Source organism: Pseudomonas sp. rhizo25, assembly GCF_031931935.1.
In the GTDB taxonomy this organism is placed as follows: Bacteria; Pseudomonadota; Gammaproteobacteria; order Pseudomonadales; family Pseudomonadaceae; genus Aquipseudomonas; species Aquipseudomonas synxantha.
Genome location: NZ_JAUJXA010000030.1, coordinates 1 through 17,333, shown reverse-complemented (window position 1 = coordinate 17,333; position 17,333 = coordinate 1). Strand labels below are relative to the sequence as shown.

Below are 17,333 nucleotides of genomic sequence, written 5' to 3'. Positions count from 1 at the left end.
TGTGACCGTCCCGGCGCCTACCGATGACGTGTTCATCGATAAGAGCACCCAGACCGTTCAGATCACTGAGACTACTGGCGGCAACTTCGAGAAGTTGGAAGTTGCAGGCAACGGCGCGACCACCACCATCAACGACACCATCGATAAGGTCGATGTGGTTCTGACCGCCACCACCACCGTCGGCGAAGGCGGCAATATCGTCTACACCGCCAGCCTTGTGGATAAAAACGGCGCGCCGGTGATCAACATCACCAACCCGCTCACCGTCACCCTGGATAACGGCAAGACCATCACTATCGGCGTGAACCAGTCCAGCGGCACAATCACCACCGTCGCGCCAAACGATGTCTACAAGGGCGACCAGACCGTCACCACCGCAATCAAAAGCGTGACCGGCAGCGAACATTTCGAAAATCTGGTGCCAGGCACGACTGCGGTGACCACCACCGTTACCGATACCCCGGGCTCCACCGATCTGACCACCGTCACCTTGACCGCCCCGACGGCCGTCAACGAAGGTGGCCAGATCACTTACACCGCGACCTTGAGCAACAAGGCCGGCAGCGACATGGTGGTTCAGCTCGATAACGGTTCCAGCATCACCATCAAGCAGGGCGCGACCGTCGGCACCGTGACCGTCCCAGCACCTACCGATGATGTGTTCATCGACAAGAGCACCCAGACCGTCAAGATCACCGGCACTACCGGCGGTAATTTCGAGGGTGTAAGCATCACCCCGGGCGGCGCGACCACCACGATCAACGACACCATCGATGACGTGACCGTTGTACTCAAGGCCACTGGCTCGGTCAGCGAGGGCGGGCAGATCGTCTATACCGCGTCCCTGGTCGATAAGAACGGCGCGGCAGTCAACAACGTTGGCTCCGACCTGGTGGTAAGGCTGGATAACGGCTCGACCATCACCATCGGCAATGGCAAGTCCACCAGCTTCACTACCACTACCGCACCTAACGATGCGTATGTCGGCGCCAATGACGTCACCACCAAAATCACCGGCGTAGTCAGCGGTGGCGACAAGTACGAACACTTGATCCTCGATGGCAGCACCGTGGTCACCAAGGTGACGGATGTGGTCAACAACACCACCATCAGCATCACCGGCGACGCGTCGGTGACTGAAGGCGGCACGGCGCACTACACCCTGACGCTGAGCAACCCGCCGCTGACCGACGTAACCGTGACGCTCAAGTACAGCGGCACCGCCACCGACGGTTCGGACTTCAACGGCGTGTACACCGTGAAGATACCGGCCGGTTCCAGCAGCGTGCCGTTTGATATCCGAACGCTCGATGACAAGATCACCGAGCCGACGGAAAAGATTGTCATCACCATCGACAAGGCCACCGGTGGCAACTTCGAAAACCTGGTGGTGGGCAATGGCAGCGTCAGCACCGACATCATCGACAACGATGCGCCGCCGGTCATCGACTTGGATGCCAACAACTCCAGCGGCGCCACCGGGGCGGACTTCAAGACCACCTTCACCGAAGGCGGCACCGGCATGTCGATTGCTGACAGCGACATCAAGATCACCGACCCGGACAGCACCCAACTGACTGGCGCCACCGTGGTACTGACCAACAGCCAGCCAGGCGACTCGCTGAACTTCAGCGGCGTGACGGGCATCAACGTGACCCCGAGCACCGACCCTGTCACCGGCAAAATCACCTTGACCCTGACCGGCACGGCGTCGCTGGCCGACTACATGCAGCAGATCAAGAACATCACGTTCACCAACAACAGCCATGACCCAAGCACCACACCACGCACGATTACAGTGAGCGTGACCGATGGTGGCAACTACTCCAACGTCGCGACCACCACCGTCAACGTGGTGGCCGTCAACGACGCGCCAGTGGCCACCGGCGGTGCCGTGACCGGTACGGAAGACACCGCGCTGGCCTTGACCTGGGCCAACTTCGGCGTGACCGATGTGGACTCGCCACAAGCCAGCCTTAGCGTGAAAATCACCGAACTGCCGGTAGCCGGCAAACTGCAGTTCCTGGCGGCGGACGGCAGCACCTGGACCAACGTGTCCAGCGGCCAGACCTTCACCAAGGCCCAGATCGACGGCGGCCAGTTGCGCTTTATGCCTAACGCCAACGAATCAGGCGCCGATGGTTATGGCGGCACCGGCATTGGCAACAAACAGGCCGATTACGCGCAGTTCAAGTTCCAGCCCAGCGACGGCAAGGATCTGGGTACTGCCGCCACGGTGAAAGTCGATATCACCCCGGTGGCCGACGCACCGACCCTGAACGTGGCCGATAACAACGTCGCCTCGACCGGCCTGGTCAAACAGGGCTGGAACAGCATTGCCGGCCTCGGAAACAACGGCAACGGCGCTGCGCCAGACGTACTGAAAAAAGCCATCGATAACGCCGGTACACCGAACAGCACTTCTGTGGTGACCAATGTCGAATCCGTCGATAACGTCAATGCTGGCTCTGGCTCCAAGATTTCCGGCCTGATCTACATGGAAGCCGGCAAGAGCTACACCTTCAGCGGCATCGCCGATGACAGCGTGGTGGTCAACGTTGGCGGTAAAGACATTGCCAGCGGACTGTGGGGCACCAACAGCGGCAAGTTCAGCGGCTCGTTCACGCCATCGGTCAGCGGCTACTACAGCCTTGAGATCTACCAGGCCAACCAGGCGGGGCCTGGCAGCTTTGACGTCAACCTGTCGATCAACGGCGGGGCGGTGCAGAACCTGAGCACCAGCACCGTGCCGTTGTACACCGGCATCACCGACCTGACCAACGCCGGCGTGACCGTGTCCGACCTGCATGGCAGCAACGGCGACGGTTACTACGTGGGCTACAAGCTCAACGAAGGCCAGGAAAACGGCACCGTGAAGCTGTCCAAGGTCACCACGGCGCTGACCGATACCGACGGTTCGGAAACCCTGAGTGTGAAGATCAGTGGCATCCCGGCAGGCTCGGTACTCACCGACGCGTCGGGGCACACCTTCACCGCGAGCAAGGCCACGGGCGAAGTCAATGTCACCGGCTGGGACTTGGGCACCCTGACCATCAAGCCGCCGACCTACTACAGCGGCCAGTTCAACCTGACGGTCACTTCGACCTCCACCGAAAGCATCGGTGGTTCGGCCACCACCACCGCGCAATTGCCCGTCACGGTGCACCCGGCGACCTATAACCCGGTTACCGGCACCTCGGGCAGCGACACCATCAACGGCACCGATGGCAACGACATCGTCGTCGCCGATGTCGGCGGCCTGAACGTGGTGCAAGGCAAGAACTACAACATTGCGTTCATGATCGATACATCGGGCAGTATGGGCTCGGCCTCAATAGCAGCGGCGAAAGCCTCGCTGACCACCACGTTCAATTCGCTGAAAAACAGTATCGGCTCCAGCACCTCTGGCACCGTGAATATCTTCCTGGCGGACTTCAGTGACCAGGTCAATCGCACGGTGACAGTCGACCTGAAAGACCCAGGCGCACTGAATTCGCTGCAGAAAGTCCTGGATTCCATGGTATCTACCGGCGGGACCAACTACGAAGACGTGTTCAAGGCCGCGTCCAACTTCTTCAAAAGTGCCCAGGCGACTGGCAACACTGGCGCAATCAATACAACGTACTTCATCACCGATGGCCAGCCGACGTTTTACCAGGGGGCCGAGCAGACCAACCCGTACTTGTACGGCAACGTCAGACTCGATGATGTTGTCACCATGAACAACTACACCATAGGTACCGCCACCCGGATCAACATCGACTCGAATCACTTAATTGATATCGACTCTGTTGGCAAGGTAACCCTGTGGACCAACAACTGGTGGGGCTGGGGGCAGTCCAATCCGGGAACAATCCATGCCCAAGGGGATGGCACCTATGAAATATCGGTACAAGGCGGCCTCGGGTACGATACCGACTACTCCACCACCCTCAACTCCAACAGCGCGTTCGCACTGCTCAAAGGCCTGTCCACAGGTGGCGTAGAAGCCATCGGCCTCAACAGCGGGGTCAGCCTGAATCAGTTGGCACCGTACGACAGCGATGGCAAGCCGCAAGCCAACATCGATCCGAAGGACCTGGCCAACGCGATCCTCGGCCACACCGAGGCGACGTTGCCTGGCGCAGACACCGTCATCGGGGGCGATGGCAACGACATCCTCTTCGGCGACCTGGTGAGCTTCAGCGGGATCAACGGTGAGGGTTACAACGCACTGCAGGCGTTTGTGGCGCAGAAGACCGGCGTAACCGTCTCTTCGGTGACCGCCTCTAACGTTCACCAGTATGTTACCGAGCACTACGTGGACTTCGATGTGTCCGGCGCCAAGGATGCCAACGACACGCTGCTGGGTGGCGCTGGCGATGACATCCTGTTCGGCCAAGGCGGCAACGACCTCCTGGACGGCGGCAAAGGCAATGACATCCTGCTGGGCGGCACCGGCAACGACACGTTGATTGGCGGCCAGGGCAACGACATTTTGATCGGTGGTTCGGGTGCCGACACCTTTGTGTGGAAAGCGGGTGACATCGGCAACGATGTGATCAAGGACTTCAAGGCTTCGGAAGGCGACCGGATTGATCTGCGTGACTTGTTGAAAGGTGAGACCGACAGCACCATCGACAATTACCTGAAGATCACTACGGTAGATGGCGTGTCGACCCTGCAAGTCAGCAGTGAAGGCAAGCTCAACGCTGCCGGTGGCGTGGCCAATGCCGATGTGACAATCAAGCTGGAAGGCAATGATTGGTCCCATGTCAGCATCAACTCGCTGATCACTGGCGCCGACCCAACCATCAAGATCGACCATAGCTAAGATGCAATTGATCGGCCGCCTTCCCAGGCGGCCGATTTTTTTGCCTCATGGGCCGCTGGCCCTGGCGGACGGTGCGTCGCATACTCACGCCCATACACGCAGCGTTGGCCTATGCTGTTGAACGCATGTGGCTCATATTCGAGGGGTTCTTATGTTTTACGTGCAACGTGATGCGCTGGGCGCGCTGATTCGCGTAGAGGCCGCCGCCTTTGTCGAGTCCACCGAAACCCTGCCGGCCGATCATCATGAGATCCAGGCCTGGTACGCCAACGAAGTGGTGGAAACCAGCCTGGCACAGCTCAAGCAGAGCGACTTGGAGATGATCCGGGTACTGGATGACTTGATCCAGGTGCTGACCCGCAAAGGAGTAATCAGCGTGACCGACCTGCCGCCGGCAGCCCAGGCCAAGTTGATGGACCGTAGCCACGCGCGGGAAGCGTTGGGTGGGTTGAGCCAGTTGATCGATGATGACGAGAAAGGGCTTATCTGAGCCCTGGAGCCGAACCCTTATTTAAATGTGGGAGGGGGCAAGCCCCCTTCCACATTTGAATGTCCTGATGTCAGTGTGATTTCCAGGGCGCAGGCTCGCCAAACAGCTGACCCTGCACACCAAAAATCCCCATCTCGCGAATCACCTTCAACTCGCCCTCGGTCTCCACACGCTCGGCAATCAACGGCAGATCGATGCTGTGGGCTGCGCGCTGAATAGCTTCGATAAACAGGCGTTTGTCACTTTCCTGGTCGATGGCGCGAATATAGCTGCCATCGATCTTCAAGTACGCCAGGCCCAGGCGCGCCAGGTTGCCAATCATGCTGAAGCGCCCACCGAAACGCTGCAGGCTCAGGGAGAAACCCAACTCGCGCAGGCGCTGGGTCATCTGTTCCAGTACGTGCTGTTCAGGCAGTTGCTCTTCACCGATCTCCAGAGTGAGGCGCGGGCCCAGGTTGCTGTGCTGGCGTAGCAAGTCATAAATCCGGTTCAGCGCCTGGGTGTCCTGCAAGGTTGCGGCTGAGAGGTTCAGCGCCAGGTTATGGCTGTGGTTGGCCATCTGCTTGAGTACTTGCTCGAGCATCAGGCGGTCCAGGCGGGCCGACCAGCCAAAGCGTTCCAACCAGGGCAGGAAGCGCCCGGCCGGTATTGTGTGGCCGTCTTCGTCCTGCAGGCGCGACAGGACCTTGTAGTGCAAGACCAACTGTGTGTCCTGGCTGGCAACGACGGGTTGGAAGTACAGCTCAAAGCGCTGTTGGGTCAGGGCCTGGTCCAACAACCTGTGCCAGGCATGATGATCGTCACCGACGCTGGCGGCGGCGCTGTGGTCCAGGCATACCCAACTGCTGTCACCCTGCGCTTCCGCCTGTGCCAGGGCCTGGTCGGCCAGGGTCAGCAGGGTTTGGGGCGCGTCGCCATGGTTGAACGGCGCCAGGCCGATATAGGCGACCGGCGTAACATCGCTGGCACCGGTCGCTTGCAGGCTGAGCAAGGTGCTTTCGAGGTTTTGCGCCAATTGCAGCGCTTCCTCACGCATCAAACCCGGCGCCAGCACGGCGAACTCGCCGCCGCGGATACGAGTGACGAGGTTATGGGTTTCCGGATAGGGCTCGCACTGGCGCAGCAGTTGTTCGCCCACAGCTTGCAGCAGCTGGTCGGTACGCTGGCCGCCCAGGCGCTGGTTGAGGCCCGCCAGGTCCTTGACCCGCAGCAACAACAGGTAGCCGGAATTGGTCTCTTCAGGGTTACTCACGCGGGCGTTGAGTTGCATCTCGAAATAACGTCGATTGGCGAGGCCAGTCAGGTTGTCCTGATAGGATTCGGTGCGCAGTTTTTCGCTACGTTCGGCCTGTTCCTGGAACAGCGCCTTGAGCTTTTCAACCATCTGGTTCATGGCCTGCACCACCCGACGCAGTTCCGGCGTGCGCGGCAAATCAGGCAGGCTGAGGAACTCCCGACGGGCAATGGCATGGGACTGTTTGACCATATAGTCCAACGGCTTCAATTGCCGGCGCAGCAACAGCCCACCTAGCACCACGCTCACCGCGCCGCACAGCAACAACCAGCCAAGGCTACCCAACGCGCTCTGCCAGAGCTTGGCCAGGGCAAACATCGGATGGCTGACTACCTCGACCCGCGCCGCCTGCTCCCAGCCTCGGCTGACCAGAGCATCGCCACCTGCCGGCTCCAGGCCGATCAACTTCACGAACCAGTTGGGCACGCCGTTATTGTCAGAAATACCGCTGCGCTCGACGATGGTTTTGTCGGTGGCCAAGTCCACTACACGGATGCTGGCGTAATAGCCGCTGTCGAAGATCGAGCTGACCAGCAGCTCCACCATGGCCGGGTCATCGATATTCGGGGTCAGCGACAGCGCCAGGGCCGTCGCCGCATCCTGGGCATGGGAGCGCAGTTGGTTGACGTATTGGGTGCGCGAGCTTTCCAGGCTGACCATGAAGCTGCCGCTGAAGGCGACCACCAGGAACAGACAGATAGCGATCAATAGTTGTTTGAACAAGGACATCCGATCAGTTACTCCTAGTTGGCAGGCTCGGCTGGAAAGCCTTCCGCACGCATTTTTCTCAACACATCCTGCCAGCGCGACAAGCGTTTGGTATCGCCGACTTTCTTGTTGCCCTTGGCGCCGGGCAAGTACAGGCCCTCGGCGTTGAATGAGTACACCGGGACCAGATCGGTGCGGCGGGTAGCCGGCAGGATTTCGTCCATCAGGCTGTCGAGCACCAGCGGGATGGCATCGGGGGTCGAATAATAGGTCAGGACCATGTGCGCACGATTCTGTCGCAAGGCCTTGACGTAGGTGATGCGCAACTTGTCGCTGGACACACCCAGATGACGCAAACTGAAATACTTTGCGATCGCGTAATCTTCGCAGTCACCGGCCCCCTTCCAAAGGGCTTCGACGGGTGTCTCCCAATAGTCGATGACATGCCAGAGGTCGATGTCTTCGACGTAGGTCATTTGCTTGTTGAAGAACAAGTTAACCACCTTGAGCTGCTCCGACTCGCTGACCTGTTTTTCAGTCGCCAATAGCCGCTGCCAGGCATCGATACGCTGCTGGCCTTGGCCCAGCGGCCCGTATAGGGCGGTAGCCTTGCGGCTGATCTGCGAGAAATCCCAATCGGCACGCAGCCCGCCGAGCATCAGGCCAGCCAATAAAATTGCCGATAAAAACCAGCAAAAGACTCGATAGGGAATAAAACTTACCGCCAAGGCGTTCAGTCCATGAAAGAGACGGAATTTCAAGGGATGGTGAAGCCTCGCCCTACAAAAAACAATGGCACAGTGCAATCATTCGTCAGTGGACTAAGTTTATAACCGCCCCTTGTGGGACTCACAAAGTAGGCTGCGTAAGCCCTTACAAACGGAAACTTAGGCTGTTTGACAAGCGCCTGGCCCATCTCTAGTGTGCATTGGATCCAATTAGCCAAACTATTATTCAAAAAAAGGAGGATAGCGTAACCGTGACGCAGAAGCCGAACCCTTTAAGCAGCATCAAAATCAGCGGGCCTATTCCCGCCCATCTTGCTCGCTCCGTAATTGAAGAAACACTGCGCAACGCCATACTGGATGGGCGATTGCCCTGTGGTACTGCGATGCGCCAGCAGGAGCTGGCCAGCTTGTTCGGCGTCAGCCGCATGCCCGTACGCGAAGCCTTGCGCCAGTTGGAGGCGCAATCCCTGCTGCATGTGGTGACTCACAAGGGTGCCGTGGTTGCGCCCTTGATCGAGGACAACTCGGCTGAGACCTATGCCTTGCGCATGCTGCTGGAATCCGAAGCGCTGCGCTTGTCGATCCCATTGCTCACCGAGACAGATCTATCCGAGGCCGAGGCGTGCATCAATGCGCTGGAATGCGAAAAGGACTACACCGAGATTGGTCGCCTCAATCGCCTGTTCCACATGGTTCTGTATGGCAAGGCACCCAACCAGCGACTGCTCACCTTGGTCGAGCACGGGCTGAATGAAGAAGAGCGCTTCCTGCGCTTCAACCTTGAGGCGATGGGACTAGGCGAGACGTCCCAGGAAGACCACCGTGAATTGCTGAGCCTGGTGGCACAGAAGAAGGTCGACGAGAGCATCCTGACGCTGCGTAATCACTTGATGCGTGGGATGGAGGTCATAGCCACCTACCTCAAGGGGCTTGAAACCGCCGAAAAAAAAGCCCGGCAATAGGATCCTCGGCCCTCTATCTCCCTTTACCCCTGCGGGGCAACTTCCTTGGGAAGTTGCCACATTGGCATGCGGAAAACTGACTTAAACTTAATTAACGCGAGGAAACATCCGACACTGACAACAGACAACTCACCTAATAAAAGCCACACAGAAAAAACATTTAATACATTTATAAGCCAGCACAAACGTTTAATCAGTTTATTATCCTTTCCCGAAAAACCACACCTCCAAATCCGCAGCGCAGGTCTATGTCAGTGCTGCGCCGCGTGCGTCGTGCGGTCTCGATTTAACGTTCCCCTTCTATCTTACAACTACAAAATCCCAACACTGCTTTTGAGCACCTGCAACAATTCATAGGCGTCAACCATGTATCAAGAATTGCTTGAACAAAAAAAACTACAACTTTTCAACCATCCATTATTTATAGAAATAACTTCACTTAACAAGTTACAGCACTTCATGGAAAACCATGTATTTTCCGTCTGGGACTTCATGACCCTGACTAAACGCCTGCAACAGGACCTGACCTGTACCCAGTTACCCTGGCTCCCACCTGCGGACTCACAGGCTGCCCGCTTGATCAATGAAATAGTGCTGGGCGAGGAGTCAGATGAACACCCGACGCGAGGCTATCGCAGCCACTTCGAGCTGTACCTGGACGCCATGACGGAGGTCGGCGCCAGCACTGTCGCGATTAACCGCCTGATCGACCTGCAACGCGAGGGCGTGGAGGTCAGTGCCGCCTTGCAAATGATCGATGCCCCACCTGGGGTGGCCCGCTTTGTCGACAGCACGGTGCAAGTCGCCTTGAGCGCTCCGACCCACTGCGTAGCGGCAGCTTTCCTGCATGGCCGCGAGAGTGTCATTCCATCGATGTTCCAGCGGCTGTTGCACAGTCATGCGCTCATTGATCATGAGGCACCCACCTTATGTCACTACCTCAATCGTCACATCGAAATGGACAGCCACGACCATGGGCCGGCAGCGGAGCAATTGCTAAAGCGCCTGGTCGGAGCAGACCCGATTCGCCAGAAGCAAGCAGATAATGCCGCCCTCGACGCCGTGGAAAGTCGCATTACCTTTTGGGACGCAGTGCTGACTTCGATGCAAGGGGTACGCCAATGAACGCTGTTAATTATCGATCCTTTGCCGATGACTGGGAGCAGCGCGCAACCATCCGAACACGCCCCCGGCGCATGCTGGAGGACGACAACAAACTCTTCTTCCCCCTGTGTCGCCAACCCCTCGTGCTGAGCGCGACCTTTCTCGAACAGTGCCCACAGTGGCGCGACTTCGTGCTGGTACAAAGTTTCTATAAATTCATCAATGACGTGGTGATCTTCGAAACCGAGATCGTCGACAAGACGGCTCGCAACATCGCCAAGAACCGTTTTTCACCGCCCTTTCCGCTCGCCTGCCGGTACGACGCGATGACCGTCGTGGTGGACGAGGACTATCACGCGTTGGTCGCGTTGGACTTCCTGCAACAAGCCGTGGAAATGACCGGTATCCAGCCGCTTGATCTGCCTGGGCAAATCGAATTGAGCCGCGCACTGCCGGCGGCACAGGCGCAGGTGCCAGCACATTTGCACGACGCCGTTGAGTTGATCGGCGTGGCCATTGCCGAAAACACCGTGACACATGACGTGGCAGCGTTCTCCAAGGATGACAGCGTCAAGTCATCCATCCGCGGCCTGATGGCCGACCACCTGTTTGATGAGGGTCGCCACGCACAGTTCTGGACCCAGTTGGTGCGTCTCTACTGGCAATCGGCAAGCCCGCAAGAGCGCGACAGCATTGCTCAAGCTTTGCCCGTTTTCCTGGAGCATTACCTGACCAACGACCTGCAAAAGGACTTTGATCTGCACCTGATCGAACACTTGGAGATCAGCGCCGACACGCGTCTGGCACTGCGCCATGAAGTCTCTGCGCTGGATTTCCCCATCACCCACCAACATCCGCTGATAGGCAACATCATGAGCTTGCTGCATCACAGCGGCGTGCTGCAGACACCCAGCGTGGCTCGGGCGCTGAGCAGCTACCTGCCTGTGGCGGGGAGGTCGGCATGAAACGTTTGACGATAGCGTGGGGCGCTGCCAGCAACGTCCTGGACCCCGTCAAGCAAGTGCTGGAACAGTACGGTCATGTCTCGGGAACGGGGCCTGTCGACCTGGTGATTGAAGACGGTAGCCGGCCGCTGGCGCAATTATCCACCGACGCATACTGGATGAGTTTGCGCATAGGCATTGGCCCGGTGTCCGAGCATGGACTGCCAGCCCTGCAATTTCGCTGCTATGACCGTGAACGACGCCTGTTGGCTATGTATGACGTCGCAGAGGAACCCAGCGGCAATGGGCAGCGATTGCGTCACCAGGCAACGAACGCACTGGTGGAATGGCTCGCCTTGTTGGTTAGTAGGTATTCCAGGGACCCAGCCTCCTTCACCGTTGTGATCACCCCTAACGACTGGCCCGAACACAGTTTGCCAGCGCTGGAAACCTTGGCGTTCAAGCATCGATTCAATCGCACGGCGGATCCAGCGCTGTTGCAGGCGGCCCAGCCCCCCATGATGGAACGGCTGCAAGCCAGCCTGAACAAGTTCGCCACTCGAACAGCGTTGAATATCGCGGGCAACCTGCTCACTTATCAGCAGCTCCAGGCACACGCCTTGGCGATCCAGCAGCGTCTGCTTCCACTGCTGGAGGGTATCGAAACCCAACCCGTGATCGGCGTGTGCCTGGCAAAGTCCGTGGAGCTGTACGCAAGCATCCTTGCGGTGCTGGGGATTGGCGCGGTGTATTTGCCTCTGGCGCCGGACCATCCAGTGCAGCGCCAACAGCAGATGCTGGAAAGCGCCGGCGCTTGTGTATTGCTGGAGAATGGCCTGCATCCGCTGCGAGATCGCCTCGCCTCATTGGATGTCAGCAAGATCGAACCGTGCGCCATCACCCGTGCACTACCACTGATGCGTGAACGTCCCAGTGCCGACACACCGTGCATGGCGCTTTTCACCTCAGGCACTACCGGGTTTCCCAAGGGGGTGCTGCTTAGCCAATACAACCTGGCGCATTTCAGCGCCTGGCTCGGCGCTTGTGTAGAGATGAGTGAAGAGAGTCGCGTGTTGCAGTTTTCACCGTTGAGCTTCGACTCTTCATTGATCGATATTTTCCCTGCCTTGATAGCCGGCGCCGAGTTGATTATCCCCAGCAACGATCAACGCCAAGACCCTCGACAACTGGTCGAATTGATTCGCGGGCAACGCGTCACCCATGGCTTTCTACCGCCGGCGCTGCTCAGCATCCTGCCGCTGGATCAGCCACTGGGGCTTGCTCACCTGCTCACTGGAGGCGATTTCTGCGAGCCCTATGTAATCGAACGACTGGCAGGCCAATGCCAGTTGCATAACCTCTATGGGCCGACCGAAACCACGGTGCTGGCAACACATAGGGTGTTCCGGCATGGCGACAGCCCTCGTAACATCGGCCATCCCATTGCCAACAGCCAAGTGTTGATTCTCGACGAAAACCTGAAGCCCGTGGATGAACAGGTGCTGGGCGATTTGTATATTGCAGGCCCGGGGGTAAGCCTGGGTTATTTGAATGCACCGCAACGGGCCGACAGCCCTTTTGTTGCACTGACATTGCCTGATGGGCAGGTGTTGCACGCTTACCGTAGCGGCGACCTGGCGAAATGGACTCAGGACGGCATCAAGTTGGGTGGGCGTCGGGATGACCAAGTCAAAATCCGCGGATTCCGAGTCGAGCCCCTGGAAATCGAACAATGCCTGCGCAACAGTCGATTGTTTCGCCAAGTAGCCGTAGTGATTGACCCGGGCCTCAGGGTCATCGCTTTTGTCACACAACCCGAACCCAGCGCCACGCTGGCCGACTTGCAGCAATATGCCCGCCAGTGGCTGCCCGAACATATGCGGCCCGTCATCTGGAGCGAGTTGGCGCGCATGCCTGGCTCGAGTAACGGCAAGATTGATCGCAAGGCATTACTGGCCATGCCCTTATCCATCCCTCAAGCAGTGACTCGCTGCTGTGCTCAGACCGATGTGCAAAAGCAGTTGGTGGACCTGTGGGCGCAATTGCTGGAGTTGCCCGCTGGGGAATTATCGATTGATGACAGCTTTTTCAATCTGGGCGGCCACTCCATCCTCTTGTCGACTTTATTGCTGCGCGTGCGCGAGCGGTTTGGCCGTAGCCTCTCTCTGAGCCACTTTTTCGAGGCGCCGACAATCCGCACATTGGCGGCCCTGATGGAAGGTGGTGTGTTGCCGGATATACCTGGCAGCCAAATGGAGAAAGATGCATCACAAATATTGGAAATTAAAATACTACCCGAGGCCCGCGCGGGTGATCCGCGTAAAGCGATCGTCACCGGAGCGAATAGCTTTGTCGGGGCGCATATCGTCCACGCGCTGCTGGCCGCAGGAGCACAAGAGGTGGCGTGCCTTGTGCGGGAACTGCCAGGTCAATCGGCAACAGCAAGGTTTACCCAGGCCTTGCGCGAATACCATTTGGAACATCTGGACCTGAGCCGAGTGCAGGTATACGCCGCCGACATTCGCCAACCTCGCCTGGGCTTGACATGCAATGTGTACGACCGCCTCGCTCGCGATTATGGCGTGGTGGTGCACAACGCGGCACAGGTCAATCATGTTATGGACTATGTGTCACTCGCCAAAGACAACGTCGAACCGGCCCTTGAGTGCCTGCGTCTTTGCGAGACCCATTGTAAAAAGGTGCTCAACTTCATCTCGACGCTATCAGCCTGTAGCAGCGTGGACGCCGATGGGTACGTCCTTGAAGCCCCTGCCGGGCACGCGTTACCGCTCTATGTGAAAAATGGCTATAACCTTTCCAAGTGGGTGGCCGAACGGCTGTTAGGGCGGGCGAGGGAGCAAGGGGCCTGGGTGAATATCCATCGGCCCGGGAATATCAGCTTCAACAGTCAGAACGGTGTTTGCCAGCCGCAGAAAAATCGATTGATGTTGATGCTCAAGGGCTCCCTGCAATTGGGCGTGGCACCCTGCCTGGACGTGAACTTCGATCTGATGCCGGTGGACTTCCTGGCTGGGTTCATTGCCTTTCACAGCGCCCGCTTTGCCCCTGGGCGGAACATATTCAACCTGCACAACCCGCAGCCCTTGAGCTGGGATCAGTATCTCGACGCGTTCAGCGAGGCCGGGCACGCCTTCGATCGGGTAGGCATTGAACACTGGCAACGGACGCTGCAAACGGTGAGTCGAGATAATGCGCTGTTCCGCGTGCTGGGCTTTTACCTGGACGGGCTTGGCGAAGACATCGGCGACACTTCGATGATCCGTTACGACAATGCCCGCTGGGGCCTTGAAAAGATGGGTATGGACTATCCGCCAAAGAGCCCGGAGCTGTTACGCAAGGGCTGTGACTACCTCAGGGCCATCGACTTCCTCTGAACTGCCTCAGGACTCCCCCATGAAACCGCTGCAACCCGATACGTTAATTCGCAATCCGATCGGTACACCGATTGTGGCTTCCGTCGTAGTCCCGTGTGAGGCTAAACGCCTGTGGGACGTGGTCGGTCGCTTTGATAGTTTTGATACCTTCATCCCAAGCTTGTCACACATCGAGATGACGGGTGTTGGCGTAGGCGCATTGCGCACTAAATTTTTCCATGATGGCCATTACGTCGTGGAGCAACTGAACAGCCGAGACGAAAGCGCCATGTACATGACGTGGACCACCCTCTACAACACTTTGGGCGTGGCGCGCTTATGGGCAGCAATAAGTGTGGAAGCACTTGGCGCCCAGTGTTCCAAGGCAACCTGGACGCTGTTGGGCGAGCCGCAGGAAACGACTCAAGCTGAGTTTGAACAGTTTGCACAGACGTTCGCCGACAGCGCGTTGGAGAATGTGCGCCGGATGCTTGGCTAAGCAGTCGGAGCGAGGTCTCTCGCTCCGGTGCAGTCAGGTTCAGATTTTGAAGCTATCGACCAATTGCTTCAATCGACTGGCCTGCTGGGACAGCGCATCGCAGTCCTTGAGCGTCTCGTTGAGGTTGGCCACGCCCTGCTGGTTCAGCAGGTTGATCTGGTTGATGTCAACGTTGAGGGTTTCAACGACTGCGGTCTGTTCTTCGGTTGCTGCCGCAACCGACTGGTTCATGCCATCGATCTCAACGATGCGCTGCGTCACGCTGACCAGGCGCTCACCTGCCTGGTTGGCCACTTCAACGCTTTCTTCGCTGGAGACCTGACTGGCGTTCATGGTGGTCACTGCTTCTCGGGACCCCACTTGCAGGGAAGTGATCATCTTGTGGATCTCTTCAGCCGACTCTTGGGTACGATGCGCCAGGTTACGCACTTCATCAGCCACCACTGCAAATCCACGTCCGGCTTCACCGGCACGGGCAGCCTCGATCGCCGCGTTAAGGGCTAGCAAGTTGGTTTGCTGGGAGATACCTTTGATGACATCAAGAATATGACCGATGTTGTCGGTACTGGCATTCAAGGTTTCGATCTGAGTGCAGGACAGGCTGATCTTCTGCGACAGCTCCGACATCGCCTGGATGGTTTGCTCTACCACCTTACGCCCATCGTCAGCTTGCTCGCTGGCACCGCTGGCATGTTGCGAAGCATCTGCGGCGTTGCGCGCGATTTCTTGGGTAGCGGCACCCAGTTCGTTGATCGCAGCTGCGACGCTGTTGGTGCGCGCACTCTGTTCGTCGGAACCGATGATCGAGGCATTGGACGACGCCATTACACGCTGGGATAGATCGTGCACCTGCCTTGTTGCCGAAGACACCTCGGAAATCGAGGCGTGGATCCGCTCGACGAACTGGTTGAACGCACTACCGACTTCGCCGAATTCGTCTTTGCTGGTTACGTCTAGGCGGCGGGTCAAATCACCTTCGCCTTGGGCAATGTCCTTCATGGCAACGCCCATGGTAGTCAACGGACGCAGCAATACTTGGATAAGCAAGCTCAGGAGCACAGCGATGGCCACGACAGCAATCAACATCGCGATCAACGCTGAGGTACGGAATTTACCCAAAGGGGCATAGGCTTTTTCTTTATCAATCGACAGGCCGATGTACCAGTCGGCGCCAGGCAAACCGCTGATAGGCGTGAACGACAGAATGCGATCCTGGTGATTGAGGACGACGTCCTGATTGACCTTTTCGATGCGTACGTTGTTGCCAGAGTAGATGTCCTTGAGGTTTTTCATCACCTGATCCTGGTCAGGGCTGACGATGACTTGACCATCACCGCTGACCAGGAATGCATGGCCGATGCCGCCGAAGTCTACCGAGTTGATGATCTTCACCAGGGTTTGCAGACTCAGGTCGCCGCCGACAACACCCAACAACTCGCCGTTCTTCTTCACAGGCATGGCAATTGTCACGATCTGGCCGCCCACAGCCGCCATATAAGGCGGAGTAAGCATGGTTTTGTCCGCTACTACCGCTTGCTTGTACCAAGGGCGCTGACGAGGGTCGTAGTCGTCAGGCATCTTCGCATCAGGACGCTGAGTGAACACGCCGTTGGTCTGACCTACGTAGGTGAACTGAAAGTTGGAGGTGAGCGCTGGCTGATCGACCAGCCCGGGAAGGTCGGCCGCATTGCCCTGATGAGCTACGTTCTGCGCCAGGTGCTCTAGGACCAGGATACGACCACTGAGCCAGTTCTGCACACTGCTGGCAGTGAGTTCGCCGGATTGTTGAATGGACGAGGCCAGGTTTTGCTTGATCGTGTTGCGTTGCAGGTAGTCGTTGTACAGCGTGAATAACGCGAAGGCTAAAACCACGACGCCTGACGCGGCCAACAGAATTTTATGACTGAACTTGAGATTCATTTCATCGACTTCTTTTTGCCAAAGGGGGTGAGCGTGCCGAGTGGAACATTCCATGTAACGGGATAGGCGGACTCTACGGTCGCTCTATTTCGGTGCACGCATGGCTCGTCAGGGTTTCGGCCAAACTTCGACAAATCTTAGGAATTTGTGAGAAGCATCTTCTTTTAGCGTAGGAAACCGACAGACGGCTGGTTAGCGAAATTGTTGTTTAGGGTCGCCCTAAACGACAAAACCCCTGCCTGCGTTAGCAGACAGGGGTTTCGGAATTCAATCTTGACGATGACCTACTCTCACATGGGGAAACCCCACACTACCATCGGCGATGCATCGTTTCACTGCTGAGTTCGGGATGGGATCAGGTGGTTCCAATGCTCTATGGTCGTCAAGAAATTCTGTGTACCAGGCCGTTGCGTTGGCAACGAGCCGGTGAAATTCATGAGTTTCTATATAAACAAAACCCCTGTCTGCGTCAGCAAACAGGGGTTCTGGAATTTAAT

9 protein-coding genes, 1 rRNA gene and 1 pseudogene are annotated in these 17,333 nt (G+C 57.7%); 7 read left to right on the top strand and 4 right to left on the bottom strand.

From position 1 onward, the window contains the following. Together QZR30_RS27615 and QZR30_RS27610 are read left to right on the top strand one after the other, a co-directional pair. Nucleotides 1-4,813 (top strand): annotated as a pseudogene (locus tag QZR30_RS27615) (LapA family giant adhesin); the annotation flags it as partial. Nucleotides 4,814-4,964: 151 nt separating this feature from the next. Further along, nucleotides 4,965-5,303 carry a hypothetical protein gene (locus tag QZR30_RS27610; protein WP_046070311.1) on the top strand — a complete coding sequence of 113 codons (339 nt, stop codon included), beginning with the start codon at nucleotides 4,965-4,967 and terminating at the stop codon, nucleotides 5,301-5,303. A 70-nt stretch (nucleotides 5,304-5,373) separates the two neighbouring features. Here QZR30_RS27610 and lapD read toward each other — a convergent pair whose 3' ends face one another. Both lapD and lapG read right to left on the bottom strand, forming a co-directional pair. Then, the gene (gene lapD / locus QZR30_RS27605; protein WP_059396902.1) at nucleotides 5,374-7,326 is read right to left on the bottom strand and encodes a cyclic di-GMP receptor LapD; all 1,953 of its coding nucleotides are present in this window, start codon (nucleotides 7,324-7,326) and stop codon (nucleotides 5,374-5,376) included. A 14-nt stretch (nucleotides 7,327-7,340) separates the two neighbouring features. Beyond that, nucleotides 7,341-7,964, bottom strand: a complete 624-nt coding sequence (gene lapG / locus QZR30_RS27600; protein ID WP_235577303.1) for a cysteine protease LapG — start codon at nucleotides 7,962-7,964, stop codon at nucleotides 7,341-7,343. A gap of 320 nt (nucleotides 7,965-8,284) precedes the next feature. On the opposite strand from lapG, the gene QZR30_RS27595 reads away from it, so the two are divergent. The 5 genes from QZR30_RS27595 to QZR30_RS27575 all read left to right on the top strand — a co-directional run bounded on the left by QZR30_RS27595 (nucleotide 8,285) and on the right by QZR30_RS27575 (nucleotide 14,916). Next, complete coding sequence (locus tag QZR30_RS27595; protein ID WP_059396904.1) at nucleotides 8,285-8,995, top strand: GntR family transcriptional regulator; 711 nt, start codon at nucleotides 8,285-8,287, stop codon at nucleotides 8,993-8,995. Nucleotides 8,996-9,361: 366 nt separating this feature from the next. After that, entirely contained in the window at nucleotides 9,362-10,120 is a 759-nt protein-coding gene (locus tag QZR30_RS27590) for a DUF3050 domain-containing protein (protein ID WP_046070307.1), read from the top strand. Beyond that, on the top strand, nucleotides 10,117-11,064 hold the full coding sequence (locus QZR30_RS27585) for a diiron oxygenase (RefSeq protein WP_046070306.1): 948 nt from the start codon (nucleotides 10,117-10,119) through the stop codon (nucleotides 11,062-11,064). The genes QZR30_RS27590 and QZR30_RS27585 overlap by 4 nt, the downstream gene beginning before the upstream one ends. Beyond that, nucleotides 11,061-14,438, top strand: a complete 3,378-nt coding sequence (locus tag QZR30_RS27580; protein ID WP_311904745.1) for an amino acid adenylation domain-containing protein — start codon at nucleotides 11,061-11,063, stop codon at nucleotides 14,436-14,438. The genes QZR30_RS27585 and QZR30_RS27580 overlap by 4 nt, the downstream gene beginning before the upstream one ends. Nucleotides 14,439-14,457: 19 nt before the next feature. Further along, on the top strand, nucleotides 14,458-14,916 hold the full coding sequence (locus tag QZR30_RS27575; RefSeq protein ID WP_311904744.1) for an SRPBCC family protein: 459 nt from the start codon (nucleotides 14,458-14,460) through the stop codon (nucleotides 14,914-14,916). A gap of 39 nt (nucleotides 14,917-14,955) precedes the next feature. On the opposite strand, the gene QZR30_RS27570 is transcribed toward QZR30_RS27575, so the two are convergent. After that, the gene (locus QZR30_RS27570; protein WP_311904742.1) at nucleotides 14,956-16,836 is read right to left on the bottom strand and encodes a methyl-accepting chemotaxis protein; all 1,881 of its coding nucleotides are present in this window, start codon (nucleotides 16,834-16,836) and stop codon (nucleotides 14,956-14,958) included. Nucleotides 16,837-17,107: 271 nt separating this feature from the next. Next, nucleotides 17,108-17,223: ribosomal RNA gene (gene rrf / locus QZR30_RS27565) — 5S ribosomal RNA — on the bottom strand. Nucleotides 17,224-17,333 lie beyond the last annotated feature (110 nt).

Bases quoted from the DNA above. Each gene is read 5' to 3' on its own strand.
- QZR30_RS27610 (WP_046070311.1), top strand. From the start codon at position 4,965: ATGTTTTACGTGCAACGTGATGCGCTGGGCGCGCTGATTCGCGTAGAG.
- lapD (WP_059396902.1), bottom strand. From the start codon at position 7,326: ATGTCCTTGTTCAAACAACTATTGATCGCTATCTGTCTGTTCCTGGTG.
- lapG (WP_235577303.1), bottom strand. From the start codon at position 7,964: ATGCTCGGCGGGCTGCGTGCCGATTGGGATTTCTCGCAGATCAGCCGC.
- QZR30_RS27590 (WP_046070307.1), top strand. From the start codon at position 9,362: ATGTATCAAGAATTGCTTGAACAAAAAAAACTACAACTTTTCAACCAT.
- QZR30_RS27585 (WP_046070306.1), top strand. From the start codon at position 10,117: ATGAACGCTGTTAATTATCGATCCTTTGCCGATGACTGGGAGCAGCGC.
- QZR30_RS27580 (WP_311904745.1), top strand. From the start codon at position 11,061: ATGAAACGTTTGACGATAGCGTGGGGCGCTGCCAGCAACGTCCTGGAC.
- QZR30_RS27575 (WP_311904744.1), top strand. From the start codon at position 14,458: ATGAAACCGCTGCAACCCGATACGTTAATTCGCAATCCGATCGGTACA.
- QZR30_RS27570 (WP_311904742.1), bottom strand. From the start codon at position 16,836: ATGAATCTCAAGTTCAGTCATAAAATTCTGTTGGCCGCGTCAGGCGTC.